Source organism: Streptomyces sp. NPDC007856 (assembly GCF_042868225.1).
GTDB lineage: Bacteria > Actinomycetota > Actinomycetes > Streptomycetales > Streptomycetaceae > Streptomyces.
In genome coordinates this window covers 295,380-310,186 of record NZ_JBIAEC010000013.1, presented here as the reverse complement: position 1 = coordinate 310,186, position 14,807 = coordinate 295,380, and the positions used below count along the sequence as shown (strand labels likewise).

Annotated in this window: 11 protein-coding genes and 5 pseudogenes; 10 read left to right on the top strand and 6 right to left on the bottom strand. The window is 68.4% G+C overall.

Features of this window, described 5'->3' with window-relative positions; all coding sequences use genetic code 11:
- Positions 1–51: 51 nt before the first annotated feature.
- Positions 52–450 (bottom strand): hypothetical protein, encoded by a 399-nt coding sequence (locus ACFYOH_RS29795; RefSeq protein ID WP_388631690.1) that lies wholly within the window; start codon positions 448–450, stop codon positions 52–54.
- 73 nt (positions 451–523) lie between these two features.
- Between ACFYOH_RS29795 and ACFYOH_RS29790 the strand changes: the two are divergent.
- The 7 genes and pseudogenes from ACFYOH_RS29790 to ACFYOH_RS29760 form a co-directional block, all read left to right on the top strand.
- A pseudogene (locus tag ACFYOH_RS29790) lies at positions 524–777 on the top strand (transposase family protein); the annotation flags it as partial.
- A gap of 121 nt (positions 778–898) precedes the next feature.
- Positions 899–2,178, top strand: a pseudogene (locus ACFYOH_RS29785) (IS256 family transposase).
- On the top strand, positions 2,175–2,864 hold the full coding sequence (locus ACFYOH_RS29780; RefSeq protein ID WP_388631687.1) for an HAD family hydrolase: 690 nt from the start codon (positions 2,175–2,177) through the stop codon (positions 2,862–2,864). Before ACFYOH_RS29785 ends, ACFYOH_RS29780 begins: the two are co-directional and overlap by 4 nt.
- An 83-nt stretch (positions 2,865–2,947) precedes the next feature.
- Positions 2,948–3,970 (top strand): IS110 family transposase, encoded by a 1,023-nt coding sequence (locus ACFYOH_RS29775; protein WP_388631684.1) that lies wholly within the window; start codon positions 2,948–2,950, stop codon positions 3,968–3,970.
- Positions 3,971–4,307: 337 nt separating this feature from the next.
- Positions 4,308–4,827 (top strand): annotated as a pseudogene (locus ACFYOH_RS29770) (transposase family protein); the annotation flags it as partial.
- A gap of 151 nt (positions 4,828–4,978) precedes the next feature.
- Positions 4,979–5,257, top strand: coding sequence for a hypothetical protein (locus tag ACFYOH_RS29765; protein ID WP_388631731.1), 279 nt, complete (start codon positions 4,979–4,981; stop codon positions 5,255–5,257).
- 107 nt (positions 5,258–5,364) lie between these two features.
- The gene (locus tag ACFYOH_RS29760; RefSeq protein WP_388631681.1) at positions 5,365–6,867 is read left to right on the top strand and encodes an IPT/TIG domain-containing protein; all 1,503 of its coding nucleotides are present in this window, start codon (positions 5,365–5,367) and stop codon (positions 6,865–6,867) included.
- 162 nt (positions 6,868–7,029) lie between these two features.
- Here the strand turns inward: ACFYOH_RS29760 and ACFYOH_RS29755 are convergent.
- Positions 7,030–7,227, bottom strand: a pseudogene (locus tag ACFYOH_RS29755) (metallophosphoesterase); the annotation flags it as partial.
- Positions 7,228–7,341: 114 nt separating this feature from the next.
- Here ACFYOH_RS29755 and ACFYOH_RS29750 point away from each other — a divergent pair.
- Complete coding sequence (locus ACFYOH_RS29750) at positions 7,342–7,533, top strand: hypothetical protein (protein WP_388631678.1); 192 nt, start codon at positions 7,342–7,344, stop codon at positions 7,531–7,533.
- A 217-nt stretch (positions 7,534–7,750) separates the two neighbouring features.
- Entirely contained in the window at positions 7,751–9,130 is a 1,380-nt protein-coding gene (locus ACFYOH_RS29745) for an IS4 family transposase (protein WP_388631676.1), read from the top strand.
- Positions 9,131–9,262: 132 nt separating this feature from the next.
- On the opposite strand, the pseudogene ACFYOH_RS29740 reads toward ACFYOH_RS29745, so the two are convergent.
- The 4 genes and pseudogenes from ACFYOH_RS29740 to ACFYOH_RS29725 all read right to left on the bottom strand — a co-directional run bounded on the left by ACFYOH_RS29740 (position 9,263) and on the right by ACFYOH_RS29725 (position 13,440).
- A pseudogene (locus ACFYOH_RS29740) lies at positions 9,263–9,900 on the bottom strand (transposase).
- 558 nt (positions 9,901–10,458) lie between these two features.
- Positions 10,459–11,130 carry an enoyl-CoA hydratase-related protein gene (locus tag ACFYOH_RS29735; RefSeq protein WP_388631673.1) on the bottom strand — a complete coding sequence of 224 codons (672 nt, stop codon included), beginning with the start codon at positions 11,128–11,130 and terminating at the stop codon, positions 10,459–10,461.
- Positions 11,131–11,306: 176 nt separating this feature from the next.
- Positions 11,307–12,218, bottom strand: coding sequence for a hypothetical protein (locus tag ACFYOH_RS29730; protein WP_388631728.1), 912 nt, complete (start codon positions 12,216–12,218; stop codon positions 11,307–11,309).
- A gap of 205 nt (positions 12,219–12,423) precedes the next feature.
- Positions 12,424–13,440, bottom strand: a complete 1,017-nt coding sequence (locus ACFYOH_RS29725) for an alcohol dehydrogenase catalytic domain-containing protein (protein WP_388631671.1) — start codon at positions 13,438–13,440, stop codon at positions 12,424–12,426.
- 237 nt (positions 13,441–13,677) lie between these two features.
- Here ACFYOH_RS29725 and ACFYOH_RS29720 point away from each other — a divergent pair, with 237 nt between their 5' ends.
- On the top strand, positions 13,678–14,250 hold the full coding sequence (locus ACFYOH_RS29720) for a TetR family transcriptional regulator C-terminal domain-containing protein (protein ID WP_388631668.1): 573 nt from the start codon (positions 13,678–13,680) through the stop codon (positions 14,248–14,250).
- Positions 14,251–14,807 lie beyond the last annotated feature (557 nt).

Below are 14,807 nucleotides of genomic sequence, written 5' to 3'. Positions count from 1 at the left end.
CCATCCCCGCAACTACCTCGCCTTTCTTGGCCTCGCTGCAGCACTGTGCTGTTACAAGCGACTGCTCCGCCTCACCACATAGGACACCGTCTTAGCCACGCAGAACCGCAGGACGGTGACCAACTGACTGACGTCTTCGATGCGCCGTCGTAGGACGGGGTCGCTGTCGTCAGTCCGACGTTGGTCGAGCAATGCTTCCAACCGGGGCAACATCGCAGCGCATTGAGCAGGCGCGAGATCAGGGCCGTCGTCGTCTGGATGGTTGAGTAGCGGCGCCAGCGTGGTGGAGACGCTGGACCACTGACGTTCCCCGCCGAAGCCGTCCATCTCGGCGAGCGCGAACCCCTCGGTCTGGGCCAACCACTTCCTGAACGTGCTGAAGCCGGTGTAGGACCAGGAAACATCCGGGCTCGCCACGTCGTCGACACCTGGGAAGAGCATCAGTCCCATCTCGTCTCCCTTGCTTGCTCGGTGTCCAGGATCAACCGTGGGGAGGGACGTCGGCAATTGAAATGATCTCCGGGTGGCTGGTCTGATCACGGCGGCGGAGCCGCCTGGATAGTCCCGTTCACCGGGCTGAGCCCGCGTGCCTTGGGTAAGTTGGTGACCCAGCTGCGGAGAGAGTGAGCCGGCGCTCCGAGTCGCGGGCGGCCATGGAGGCTGCCACTGGCGGACCGTGTCCTGCTGGCCGCCGCGTACTGGCGTACCAACCTGACGTTACGGCAGCTGGCACCGCTGTTCGGTGTGTCGAAGTCTGCGGCCAGTCGCGCCATCGAGAGCAATGCTCAGGACTTGTGGATCGGCCTGGGAAGGTAGTGGAAGGCGTACCTTCCCAAGTGATTGATCAACCAGTCACCGAGTAGGCCCGCGTTCCAGCGCGGGCCGGGAAAGTACGCCCGTGCTGAGCGTAGTGAACGCCGACGGCGGCATCGAGTCCGGCTCCCTGATCGACGAGATCGTCCGCGAGGCGCTCGCCGGATGCTCGTCGCGGCACTGGAGGCGGAAGTCAATCAGTACATAGCCGGGTTGGCGTCCGAGCGGGACGAGCGCGGGCATCGCCTGGTGGTCCGAAACGGCCATCACCGGCCCCGCACAGTGGTCACCGCAGCCGGCCCGCTCGAGGCACAGGCACCGCGGGTTAACGACCGCCGCGTCGAGGGGGCCACCGGCGAGCGCAAGAGGTTCTCCTCGAAGATCCTGGCCCCGTGGTGCCGCAAGTCCCCGAAGATCTCGGAGGTGCTGCCGCTGCTCTATCTGCATGGGCTGTCGTCCGGGGACTTCGTCCCGGCGCTGGAGCAGTTCCTCGGCGGCACGGCCGGGCTGTCGCCGGCCACGGTGACGAGGCTGACGAAGCAGTGGAGCGACGACCACGCCGCCTTCCAGCAGCGCGACCTCGCGGACCGAGACTTCGTCTACGTGTGGGCCGACGGCGTGCGCCCGAAGGTGAGGCTCGGCCAGGCCCACTCGTGCGTGCTGGTGCTGCTCGGGGTGCGGCTGGACGGCACCAAGGAGCTGATCGCGCTCGCGGAGGGACTGCGGGAGTCGACCGAGTCGTGGGCCGCCCTGCTGCGCGACTGCCGTCGTCGCGGCATGCGCGACCCCGAACTCGTCATCGGCGACGGTGCGATGGGCCTGTGGAAGGCTCTGGCCGAGGTCTTCCCGGCCGCCCGGCATCAGCGTTGCTGGGTTCACAAGGCTCGAAATGTATCGAACGCCTTGCCGAAGTCCGCGCAGCCGGGTGCGACGAAGGCGCTGCAGGAGATCTACAACGCCGAGGACCGCGCGTACGCCGAGAAGGCGATCGATGCGTTCGCCAAGACCTATGGGGCGAAGCGGCCCAAGGCCGTCGCGAAGATCATCGAGGACCGGGAGGAGCTGCTGGCGTTCTATGACTTCCCCGCTGAGCACTGGATCCACCTGCGGACCACGAACCCGATCGAGTCGACGTTCTCCACGGTCAAGCTACGGACCAAGGTCACGCGCGGGGCCGGCAGCCCGGCCGCGGCCCTGGCGATGGTGTTCAAGCTGGTCGTGTCCGGCCAGGAACGCTGGCGGGCCATCACCGGAGCCTCCCTCGTGGCTCTGGTCCGCTCCGGCGCCCAGTTCAGGAACGGCGTCCTGGTCGAGCGCGAGGAGGCCGCTGCAGCGAGAACAGCAGAGCCTATGCTGCGGGAATGATCAAGCCCATTGAACTCGTCATATTCGACTGCGACGGCGTGCTGGTCGACAGCGAGCGCATCGCCGCACGCGTCCAAGTTGCCCTCGGAGCCGAACTTGGGTGGCCGCTGACCGAGGACGAGGTCGTGGACCGGTTCATCGGGCGCTCGCACGCCGCCATCCACGAGCAGGTTGCTGTTCAGCTCGGCTCGGGCACGGCCGCGATCTGGGCGGAGAGGTTCGAGCAGCTCCACCGCGAGGCCGTGGACGCAGGGCTTGCCCCGGTGGATGGCTTGCCGGAAGCACTCGACGCACTCACTCTGCCGACATGCGTCGCCTCCAGCGGCTCCCACGACAAGATGCGGCACACCCTGGGCCGCACCGGGCTCTACGAACGCTTCGCAGGACGCATCTACAGTGCCACCGAAGTCTCTCGGGGCAAGCCCGCCCCCGACCTGTTCCTCTACGCCGCCCAGAAGATGGGCGTCGATCCCGCAACCTGCGTGGTAGTCGAGGACAGCCAACCCGGCGTCCACGCTGCCCGCGCCGCCGGCATGCGAGCCTTCGGCTACGCCGGCGGACTGACCCCGGCCGAACGCCTCGACGGCCGCGACACCACCGTCTTCTACGACATGCGCGAGCTGCCCACCCTCATTGCCGAGCGGCAGCCACCTCTCCACCAGGCACTGCCCACCCGCAAGATTTGATGCGATGAAGGGCGAAGTCCCGCCCTCCGCGGGTGGTCTGGGTAGACGCCAGTCACCCACTACGTGACGGCGAAGGAGCTCAGGTGAGCGAGTACGACGGACACCAGTACGTCGGTGTCGACCTGCACCGCAGGCGGTCCGTGATCGTGCGTCAGACTGACGACGGCGTCCAACTGAGCGCAGTACGCATCCTCAACGATCCGGTGGCACTCGGTCTGCGGATCGAGAAGGCCGGGCCCGATCCCGACGTGGTCCTGGAGGCCACCTATGGCTGGTACTGGGCGGCCGATGTCCTGCAGGCCGCCGGGGCACGCGTCCATCTGGCCCACCCACTGGGCGTGAAAGGCTTCGCCTACCGGCGCGTGAAGAACGACATCCGCGACGCTGCGGACTTGGCGGACCTGCTGCGGATGGGGCGGCTGCCGGAAGCCTGGATCGCGCCACCGCAGGTCCGTGAGCTGCGCGAACTGGTTCGCTACCGGGCCAAGCTCGTCGCGCTGCGGTCCGGGCTGAAGTCCCAGGTGCACGCCGTGCTGGCCAAGGCCGGCGTACTGATCCCGGCATCCGACCTGTTCGGCATCGACGGCCGAGCCCGACTGGAGCAGACCGCGCTGGCCGGCCCGTATGCCCAACGCGTCGCGTCGTTACTCAAGCTGATCGGCGAACTCGATGCTGAGGAAGCCCTGTTCAACGGTCGCATCACGGAACGGCTTCGCGACCACACCGGCTACCGGGCCATCCAGCAGCTGCCCGGCATCGGCACCACCCTGGCGGCCGTACTTGTGGCTGAGATCGGCGACGTGCACCGCTTCGCCTCCGCCGACCGGCTGTGCTCGTGGGCGGGGCTGACCCCGCGGCACTACGAGTCCGACACCGTCGTTCGCCGCGGGCACGTCACCAAACAGGGCAGCAAGCTGGTGCGCTGGGCCGTGGTGGAGGCGATCCAGCGCAAGACCACCCCCAAGATCACCGAGGACCGGGCCCGGATCGAGGCCCGCCGCGGCCGGAACATCGCCAAGATCGCCGCGGCACGCAAGCTGCTCACACTGGTCTACTACGGGCTGCGCGACGGACAGATCCGCGCCCTGGCCCGCCAGGCAGCGTGAGCACCTCGGACGCGGCAGGCGCGTGGTCGGGCAATTGTCTGACCCCCTGCACGGCGCGGTCGCGGTTTTGATTGACCCCGCCTGTCGCACGTCGCATCGCTCCATGCGGCCCCGCGCCGCGAAGGAATGACCGGCAGCCGAGCACGGCCCTGCCGTCACGCCATCAAGGGCTGGAGAACAACGACCCCCACAACCGCATATCCGACGAGCAGCCCCATCCCACCCACCGTCACCAACCGACCGACGGCGAGCCGGTCAACGCTGCCCAGAACCACCGACAACCATCGGAAATACCCCGCTTGACGCACTCCGCCCCTTCAGGAATGACAATTGCTCCGTCATCGATCACCTTGGCCCGAAGCTCGCGCTCACACCACGCAAGCGGTTTGCGAAGGACGCGGTGCTGATCGTGGATGGCACCCTGGTACCCACCCGTGACCGCAGCATTGCCGAACAGTCAAAGAGCTATCGGTACTCCACCGCCCACCAGGTCGTCATCGAGGCCGACCCGGGCGGTCGTGATAGTCGGCCGGCCCGCGCCTGGCAACCGTCATGACTCCCGTGGCTGGGAGGAGTCCGGCGCCAAGGCCGCCGTCGTTCACACCACGACCATTGCCGACAGCGGCTACCAGGGCACCGGACTCGTCATCCCGCACCGCCGCGCAAACGGCAAGGAACTCCCGGCCTAGAAGGAGGAACACAACCGCTCCCACAAGCGAGTTCGGGCCCCCGTCGAGCACACCTTCGCCCGCATGAAGAGCCTGGAAGATCCTCTGCGACTGCCGCCTGAAAGGGAACGGCGTCCACTACGCCATGCTCGGCGTCGCCCGCCTGCAAACCTCGCCCTCACCGGATAGCCGCGCCCCGGTCACCCGCGTCCACACTGCCCCAAGATCACTTACGGGCGGTCGCCCCACACGCTACGACGCCGTTGGGGACGTCGGCAGCAGTACGGGCACAGGGCCCGGTGATCATGAAGTTGCGACGCTCCGTGATCGCTGGGGAGACCTGTGCCCGCGCTTCGAGGATGCGGTCGGATGCGGGAACATGTCGAGCGTGGCGGCCGCCCCTGCCGACCGCGGCGATCTGTCGGCCGCGCTCATCCGCCGCGACGGCATCGTTGCCTGGGCCGCCGCCCCGGGCCTGCCCGCGGACACCACAGCTCTGGCGCTCGCGCTGTGCACCTGGTTCGGCGCACCGCAGACACGTATGGCGAACGGCCAACAAGGTGAACCTGGCCAGCCTGAAGACAGGAAAAGCACCGGGCAACGCAGAGGGGGCGTCTGATGGTGTGCGATCCACTCTGACGGTCGGTTCGGCACAGATCTGCCCTGATGCTGCCGAAAGGCCGTCGCGCCTCCGCACCGGCAAACCTCCGAGGAGCAGGAACAACGATGGCATCCGATCCGGCAATCTCCCAGGTGACCATGACCCTGGCTGCCCTTGCAGCCACCGGGGCCACCCCACGTCCGTCCGGGGAGACCCTGGAGCAGCAGACCAAACGCATCATCACCGGCATCGACGCGCAACTGCGCGATCCCGCCCTTGCGACGCAGGACGAGTGGGAGCTGGTGTGGCTCGCCCTGAGCGAGGCCAACGCCAATATGGCCTACCTCGTACGGAGCACCAACGGCTCGAACGAGTTCGCCGTGGTCGCTCGCGGAACGGACGCTGATCTGACCGACATCCTCGAGGACCTCGATGTCGGCACGGTCGTGCCGTTCCCCGAAAGCGGATCGCCGACGCCCGTCTTCGTGTCCAAGGGGGCAAAGGACGCGTTCACACGAGTGGTCACCGCCCGCTCGATCGCCTCTCCCTCCCTGAACGCCACGCTCGCTCAGGCGCTCTCCGTTGCGCTCAAGGCGGCGCCCTCCTCGCCGCAGCCGACCGTCTATCTGACCGGTCACAGCCTGGGCGGTTGCATCGCCAGCATGCTCGCGCCGTACCTTCAGGCACAGACCTGGCCGAAACAGCCGAAGTTCGCGGTGATGACCTATGCCGCTCCCACCGCCGGCGTGCAGAGCTTCGTCGACTACTTCGACTCCGTGCCGTGGGTCATCGACGAGCGCCAGAACAATGCCTACGACCTGGTGCCGCACGCGTGGGCCGATCTCGACGTCACCACCGGCTGGTACCCGAGCCCGGGACCGCAGGCGACCGAAGAAGTGAAGCTGCTCATCGCGGCGATCTCCAAGCGCACCAACGGCAACGTCTACGTCCAGCCCGGCACTCTCTGCCTGATGAACACCGGATACACGAGCCTTGCCGAGAAGCTGGTCAACAAGACCACCCAGGACTTCCTCGGTCAGATCGCCTACCAGCACGCCAACTCCACCTACCTGGAGCTGGTGGGGGCGCCTGAGGTGCCTTCCCCGCCGGTGGTGACCGACGTGAGCCCCACCTTCGGCGCCGCAGGCGACACGGTGACGATCAACGGCAAGTATTTCAGTCAGGACAGCATGGTCGACTTCGGCCACTTCGCATGCACCGAGCCGCCCACCATCGACCCCTCCGGCCTCAAGATCACCGCTAAGGTCCCGAACGGAACGGGCGTCGTCCACATCCGCGTCACCAACACCCTCGGCACCTCCCCGGCCGTCGCCATGGGGCAGTTCGCCTATGGCGGACCCGCACCTGTGGTGGTCAGTTCGGTCAACCCGACCAGCGGTAAGGTCGGCACCCCGGTCACCATCAAAGGCTCGGGTTTCGCCGAGGGAGCCACCGTGCACTTCAAGGACAAGGCGTCCGGGTCGGTCAAGTTCGTCTCCGCCGGCCAGATCACCGCAACCGCGCCCGATCTGTTCGACGTCCACCAGACGGTGAACATCACCGTGACGGTCGGCAAGGCCACCTCTCCCACCAGCCCGGACGACGAGTTCACCTACACCGGACGGTAGCGTCCGCAAGCCCCGTTCCCGGGTGACCCTTCGAGCAGCCCCGGGCCCTTGCCGCCGACCGGCCGAACCGTGCTCGGGCGAGGGTCGCCGCAGGACCATTCGCCCTGCGGCGAGCTGGCTTCCAGAGCTGGTGCTGATGGCGGGCTCCATTGGCGAGGGGCCGCCGACGCCGGCCACGGTCAGGGCGAGCCGTAGTGGGATGCCGATCAGCACGGACCAGGTGAACAGGACCCAGCTCGTGCCCAGCAGGGTGTCACCGACGATCGCCGCCTGGTCCTGCTGGCGCCGGCCGTGGCCGCGCACCATCGCAAGCGGCATACCGACGAGGCCGAGGACGAACAGGGCGGTGCCGACCATCGTGCATCGCCTGATCTGGTCGGCGGTAAGGGCTGATGCCTTCTTCCGGGTGTCGGCGGGCAGGGCGTCGAGCTTCTTCTGCGCCGCGTCCTTGTCCCGCTGCGCCTCGTTGATCCATTGGGTGACGACGCTTGGATCGGCTCCGGCGTCGAGGGCGGCCTGGCTGCACTGCTCCAGAACGCACTGGAACCCCTGGACACCCTGCTCGCCGAGCCGGCAGTCGATCAGGAGCGGCTGGCACAACGCGGATCGGATCCTCCCCCAGCTGGTGTGCTGGATGAGGCCGGCCAGTCGGTGACCTCCGGTTGAACTGTCTGTTCACCAGGGAGACTTGCGCGATGGCCTGCCCATTGTTCCGGGAGCAGTCGCGGACAGCGGGTGCACGCCGGGCGTGCCCGACGCTTGACCGGCTACACCACTCCAGGGCAACGCCAGTGCGTTAAGCATGTGTGCGCCCTGTCAAGAGGGCGGGACCTCTGGTAGTTCGCATGGTGTCGAAGCCATTGCGAGTGTCCCGGAGGTCCCGTTGCCGCAGAATTCTGTCAGCGTCCGGTCCGGCGCGACAGCCCTGGACGTGTACGCGCCTGGCCATCTCGGCGAGTTGACCGAGATCATCGACCCCGAGTTAGTCGACGCGGTCCTGGAGGACACCGGTGTCCGCACGCAGCGGGTACGACTGCTCCCGGCGCGCGTCGTGGTGTACTTCGTGCTGGCCCTCGCCTTCTTCGAGCGATCCCCCTACCAGGCGGTATGGGCCAAGCTCACGGCGGGACTGGGCAGCGTGCCCGTGGCCCGCCCGTGCCCCTCGTCGCTGGCACGTGCCCGGCGCCGGCTGGGAAGCGGACCCCTGCGCCACCTGTTCTCGATCCTGGCCGGACCAGTGGCCGACCACTGCCAGTCCTGCGCCTTCTACCAGGGCCTGCGCCTGGTCGCCGTGGACGGCACCACCCTGTCCGCTCCCGACGAGGAAGCGGTGACCTGGCATTTTCGCAAGCACATCGGCAGGGTCCGCGCGTTCGGCTACCCACTGGTGCGCCTGGTCGCCCTCGTGGAGTGCGGCACACGGGCTCTGGTGGACGCGGTCTTCGGACCCGACGACATCGGCGAACTCGCCTACGCACGCCGTCTGCTGGGACGTCTGGACGCATCGATGCTCCTGCTGGCCGACGCCTACTACGACGCGTTCGACTTCCTTCAGGCCGTGCAGGGCACCGGGGCCCGTTTCGTGCTGCGCTCGGCCCGCAAACGTCGCCCGATCGTGCGCCGCCCCCTGCCCGACGGCTCCTATTTCACCGCGGTCCTGCCACGCCGCCACCGTGCCAGGGCGGGCGGGCAGCGGGTGGAGGCGCGGGTGATCGAGGCGTGGCTCACCGTCGTCCTCGCCGACGGCACGCGGCGCACGGAGCTGTGGCGGCTGCTGACCAATCTTCTGGATGCCGAGCGCCATCCCGCAAACGACTTGCTGCGGCTCTACCACCGGCGCTGGCAAGCGGAGACCTGCTATTTCTCGCTGAAGTCCACGATCTTGGACGGGCGAGTCCTGCGTTCACGCAGTGTCCCCGGTCTTGAGCAGGAGATCTTCGCACTACTGACGGTCTACCAGGCGCTGATCCGCTTGGCCGGCGATGTCACGACGGCCACGCGGGGACTTTCCGTTCAGCGGGTGAGCTTCACCGTTCTGTTCCAGGCCGCCGCGGACCAGATCATCGGCCCCGGGGCCTGCCCGGGGCAGTACGACGTCGTTGATCGGGGCTATCGGCCGTGCCGTGCTGGCCAACCTCCTGCCCGAACATCGCCGCCGGCGACTGAAGGCCCGCTACCGCAAGACGTCCAGCAAGTACCAGTTCCAGCGGGACCAACATCCGCGCACCGTGCAGGCGTACACGCTGGACTTCAAGATGGTTAAGGACGGAAACATTGACGCCGGGCCTGACGGCTAAAGCAACGGCGTTGCACTCCAGGGGACACCATGGTTGGTGTCAGCAGGTGCACGCTTTCCAACTGTGGTGGTGGGGTGTTGGGGTGCGTGCAGGGGCGTTCACCTGGGTTCATGGGCGGATGGTCGGTGCGCGGGAGTGGGCCGCTGGTGCCCGGCGCGATTCGCGTGATCGCGCTGCTCGGTGAGGAAGGCGTGGGCGGGGGTGACCAGGGTGGCGTGGTGGTGCCAGCCGGGCCGGGAGCGGCCTTCGAAGTGGTCCAGGCGGAGGCCGTGTTTGAGTTCTCGGTAGTCGTGTTCGATGCGCCAGCGGATCTTTGCCAGGCGGATCAGGTCGGCGATTGAGGTGTCGTCGGGCAGGCAGTTCGCCTGCTTGCCCAGCGCACCGCAGTACTGGTGGGCGACTCCGACCGACATTCTTCCGTCCTTGGGGAACGACACGTCGTCGACCGCCCAGGCGTCCGGGCCGATCTGCGGCACCAGCCGCTCGGCGATCCGCCTGCGCACCGGCACCGCATCCCACGTGGACTGGTTCACGAACTGCTGCAGGTTCTGCTCGTTGCCGTCCGGAAGCCGCGAGGCCATGGCCTGGATGGACTTGCGGCGGCCGTCCATCATCAGCCCCCCCCCAGACAGCAGTCGCTCTTGGCTCGCTGGTCCTTGCGCGGCACCGAGGCGAACACGTCCGCCACGAACAACGCCAACGTCGCCCGAACTCGATTGACTTCATGTGCGTCCACACGGTCCTCATGCCACTGCAGGCAGACAGACCTAACGAAGTCCTACTAGGGCAATCGCCTGAGCCACAACACGGCAAGGCCGTAGGCGACAGCCGACACAGCAAGTCCCGCGAGGACCGTAGCGGTGTACGCCCAGTCGGGCAGCGCCTGACTGAAGAATCCGAACGTGACGTCGCGAGTTATGAGGAATGCCGCGACGGCGGCGAACGTCGCACCCGCTGACTGCTGGGTCCACCGTCCCGGCTTCGACACGATGCGGCCATCCGGGCGAGGGGCGAGAGGTTCTTTCACTCGTCACTTGTACCGGTCCCGATACGACTCATCAATGGCAGCCGGTCCGAGCTCGCCCGCGGCAGGGCTTCGGCGGCGTCGCACGATCACGAACCGGATATCCTGCGACTAGGCCGAAGCCTTGGGGCGGTGGCCAGTGCCTCGCTTGGGGGCGCCACGGAGTTGGCTGCCTTGCCGCGGCGCATCCGCACGGTGGCGATCACCGGCCGGGAGGTGGGCGTGCAGTTTTCGTGCCCCGCCTGGGCCGGCGACCGCCTCGGCACGGCGTCAGCCCAGTGCGTTGGTCGCGTCGCGGAGCATGGTGAGGACAGGGGCGTACATGCGCGTCTTGATGGTTCCGAGGCTGTCGCCGGCCTTGCTCGCGTGGGCCTGGGCAAGTTCGAGGGCGGCGGTGCGCAGGGCGCCCTCGTCCACGGCCTGATCGACGATTCCGGCGGCGGCGGCTTCCTGGCCGCCGAAACGGCGGGCGGAGACCATGGCGTGCTGGGCCGTTTGCGGGGTCAGCCGGGACTGGATGAGGGCGGACATGCCGGAAGTGAAGGGGATGTTGATCTCTGCCTCGGGCAGGCACCAGAAGCCCCGGTCGGCGCGCATGAGGCGGAAGTCGTGGGCCAGGGAGAACATCGCTCCGGCGGCGAACGTGTGTCCCTGCAGCGCGGCTACGGTGATCAGCGGGAGGGACAGGACCCTTGCGAACAGGCCGTGGACGGAGTTGACGTAGTCCAGGCGCTCGTCGCTGTGCGCGGCGAGCCATTCGAGGTCGAGACCGTTGGAGTAGAACCTCCCGGTCGCAGCGGTCACCAGGGCGCGGGGGCCTTCGGACTTCTCCACCTCGTCGAGGGCTGCGTCGACCGAGGCGATCCAGTCGGGGTGGAAGCGGTTCTCCCCGTCGCCGAGGTTGAGAACGAAGACGGCGTCGTGGCGGTCGAGCGTGGGCATGAGGGCTCCTTGGAGAGGTTTCGGTGGGGCAGGGCACATTGGCCGGGTGGGGTCGGGGTCTGCTGGGCCGCAGACCGGGGCTGCGGGCTGTCACCTTTCGGTGAAGCGGGCCGGTCCGCGCTCGAGGAAACGCGGTGATGCCTCTGGCATGCGCCTTTCCGTCGCCGGAGGGGAAGTTAGCTGGGAAGCACTCGCTGGGCACGGTGGCGCAGGGTGGCCGTGGTCAGCAGACACAGCGCCAAGGTCGCACCGGCAAGGAGGATGCCGGTGAGGGCCGACCCTCCGCGAAGTGCGGACGCGTGTATCCAGCGAATGGTGAAGTTGGTGGATGCCGCGACCGGGAAGCTGAAGATCCACAGGCCCGGATGGAACGAGGGCTGGCGCAGCTCGGGGAGAAGGAAGGCGACGAGGAGGACGGTGAAGAGCAGGGTCCCGGCGAAGCCGTAGCCGACGGCGTCGAAGACGCCCTTGTGGGCAGCGGTCCAGGCGATTCCACCGGTCGCTGGTGGGATGGTCAGGACGGTGAGGGCCGGGCGGGCGGGCCCGGGCAGGGGGCCACCGGTGACGAGGCTGCCGAGGATGACGGTGCCGAAGGCGAGCCAGTACAGCAGCCCCACCGCGAAGGCGGCGTCGGCGACACCAGGCAGTCTGAGGCTGGAGGCGACGGCGCTGGCGACGAAGGGTGCCGAGGAGACGGGCAGCAGATAGCCCGGGTGCAGAGCGGTGGTGCTCAGGGTGCCAGTGAGCCAGTGGGCGAGCAGGCGTGTAGCAATGAAGGCGGCGAGGGTGAGGAACACCGCGTAGACCCAGCGTGCCCCGGTGAGCTCGAACCGGGAGAAGTGTCCTGTGATCAGCATGCCGATGATGGGGACGTACCCAAGGGTGAAGCCATCGCGGGGATGACGCATGTCGTGGCGCAGGTTGTGCCATCGGGTCCCGCCATGGCGCAGGTACTGGGCCAGCAGCACCAGCCAGATCAGTCCGCTGAGGATGAACAGCGCGTCGCTGACCTGCAGAGCGGGCGGAAAGGTGGTTACGGCCGCCTGCCAGGCTCCGCCGAGGCCGGCGGTGCCGAGGGAGACGGACAGCAGCCTGATCCGTGCGGCGCGGGTGGCGTGGGGGCCGTCGACGTTGGAGACGATCTCGGCGGCTGGACGGGCGGCCCGCTGCCGCGCGGGGCCGTGCTGGTGTGCTCTGTCGTGTCGAGCATGTCGGTCATGGGGGGAACCTCAAGGGGATTGCCAAGGGCGCGGGCCGGGACTCGCCTGCCCGGCGGCGTGGGTCGTGGCGGGGTCAGGCGTCCATGTCCAGGACGACGCGGAAGCGTGCCTTGCCTGAGAGCATGCGCTCGTAGGCGTCCATGGCGTGGGTGAAGGGCATGGTCTCGGTGGCGGGGCGGATGCCCTGGGCGAGGCTGAAGACGAGGTTGTCCTCGTTCTCGATCGACGACCCGGTCAGGCTGCCGGCGATGCGGCGGGTGCCGAAGATCAGGTCGGCCGTGGCGACCGTCAGCGGGTCGGGGGCGGCACCGACGACCACCAGCGTCCCGCCCGGGGCCAGTCCGCGGACCAGGGGGTTCATGGACGAACCGCTGGATGCCGTGGCGACGATGACCGACGCGCCGCCCAGGTCGGCAAGCGCCGTGCCGGGGTCGGTGCGGGTGCTGTCGATGTACTCGTGGGCACCCAGCTGCCTGGCGAGTTGCTCCTTCTCCTGGCCGCGGGCGATGGCGGCGACCCGGTGTCCGAGGCTGCGTGCGTACTGCAGGGCCAGGTGGCCCAGCCCGCCGATCCCCTGTACGGCGACCAGGGCGCCGGCGCGGGTGGGGGCCTGCTGGAGCGCGGTGAGGGTGGTCAGTCCGGCGCACAGCAGCGGAGCTGCCTCGACGGCGGGCATGCCGTCCGGGATGCGCACCAGTCCGCTTGCGCGGGCGTAGGCCACCTCCGCGTATCCGCCGTCGACGGTCGTTCCGGTCTGCTCCTGGTCGAGGCAGTTGACGAAGTCGCCCCGGCGGCACGGTTCGCACTCCCAGCAGTGCCCGTTCAGGAAGCCGACGCCGACGCGGTCGCCAGGCTGCCAGGCGGTGACGCCCGCGCCCACGGCATCGATCACACCGACGATCTCGTGGCCGGGGACGACGGGGGTTGACGGGTCGGGGCGCAGTCCCTCCACGGCCAGCACGTCGGAGTGGCAGACACCGCACGCCTCCATCCTGAGCCGGACGTGCCCGGGCTCCGGGTCGACCAGCTCGCGCTCGACGAGCCGGAGCTGGTGGACACCGGTGGCCTCGAACGCTCGGTACGCGGACATGACGCTTCTCCTCGGTGCTGCCTCTGCCGACACGGGGAGGGCCGAGGACTGGGGTGGGGACCGGCATCAATATGACCGGTCACTTCAATATGACCGGTCATTTTAGACTTAGTCAAGCAGGTCCGAGAGCCGGGCCGTGGGTCACGTGGTGGTGGGGGCGGGCGCCGCTTCCCCGGTGACCTGGGTTTGACCTGCGGCAAGGCGACCGGACATATTGGAACGGAGGTGGTGGTGAGGATGGCACGCGCGTCCAAGCGCGAGGAGATCGCGCAGGCAGCCCTGGAGCAGTTCCGCACGCGGGGCTTCAATGCCACCGGCATCAGCGACATCACATCGGCGGCCGGGGCGCCCAAGGGCTCGTTCTACAACCATTTCGCCAGCAAGGAGGAAAGCGCCCTCGAGGCGCTGAGCCGCTACGCCCGCGGCTTGCGGTTCGACCTGCTCGACACGCCCGGACATCCTGCGCTGGAGCGGCTTCGGGCGCACTTCGACTTCCTGGGCGCGGACACGGTCGCCAGCGGCTTCGCCCGCGGATGCCTGGTGGGCAACCTGGGCGCCGAGGTGGCGGACCACTCCGAGGAGATCCGCTCCGCCGTCCAGGGCGGCTTCCAGCGGTGGGCCGCGCACATCCGGCGGGTGCTCACCGAAGCCCAGGAAGCAGGTGAGCTGGACGCTGCTCTCGACGTCGAGGAGGCCGCGCTGTTCATCCTCAGCGCCTGGGAGGGCACGCTGATCGCAGCCCGGGCCGACAAGTCCTCCGCCCCCTTCGACGCCTTCTTCCGCATGGTCTTCGGCGTCCTCCTGCGCTGATCGCGGCCGTTCGCTGAAGACTCGCAGCCGCCGCCACCGACACCAAGGCTCCCCCGGCCCGTGAGGCAGGCGCGGGCGAGCCTGGGCGCCTCAGTACACGACTCGTTGTCGGGGCCTATGGGCGCTGTGGGGGGAGAGCTTGCTCGGTCCAGACCGTCTTCGCGTCGTTGGTGTAGCGGATGCCCCAGTTGTGTGCGAGCTGGGCGCAGATGAACAGGCCGCGGCCGCCTTCGTCGACCGACCGTGCGTGGCGCAGCCGCGGGGCAGAGGTGCCGCGGTCCTGGACCTCGCAGGTGAGGGTGCGGTCGTTGATGAGGCGCAGTCGTACGGTGGGGCGCCGTACCGCAGGGCGTTGGTGACCAGCTCGCTAACGATTTCCTGCGTGTCGTAAGCGGTGTCCTGGTCCACGCCCCAGGCTGCGAGCTGGTGCCGGGCGTGCCGCCGTGCGAGGGCGGGGGTGGTGGGCTCTTCGTCCAGCGGCCAGGTGGCTACGCAGTCGGCGGGGAAAGGGTGGGTGCGGGCGAGAAGAAGGATGGCGTCGCCGGGCAGGGCGTCGG

Coding starts and splice junctions, on each gene's coding strand:
- ACFYOH_RS29795 (WP_388631690.1), bottom strand. CDS start 450: ATGGGACTGATGCTCTTCCCAGGTGTCGACGACGTGGCGAGCCCGGAT.
- ACFYOH_RS29780 (WP_388631687.1), top strand. CDS start 2,175: ATGATCAAGCCCATTGAACTCGTCATATTCGACTGCGACGGCGTGCTG.
- ACFYOH_RS29760 (WP_388631681.1), top strand. CDS start 5,365: ATGGCATCCGATCCGGCAATCTCCCAGGTGACCATGACCCTGGCTGCC.
- ACFYOH_RS29735 (WP_388631673.1), bottom strand. CDS start 11,130: ATGCCCACGCTCGACCGCCACGACGCCGTCTTCGTTCTCAACCTCGGC.
- ACFYOH_RS29725 (WP_388631671.1), bottom strand. CDS start 13,440: ATGTCCGCGTACCGAGCGTTCGAGGCCACCGGTGTCCACCAGCTCCGG.
- ACFYOH_RS29720 (WP_388631668.1), top strand. CDS start 13,678: ATGGCACGCGCGTCCAAGCGCGAGGAGATCGCGCAGGCAGCCCTGGAG.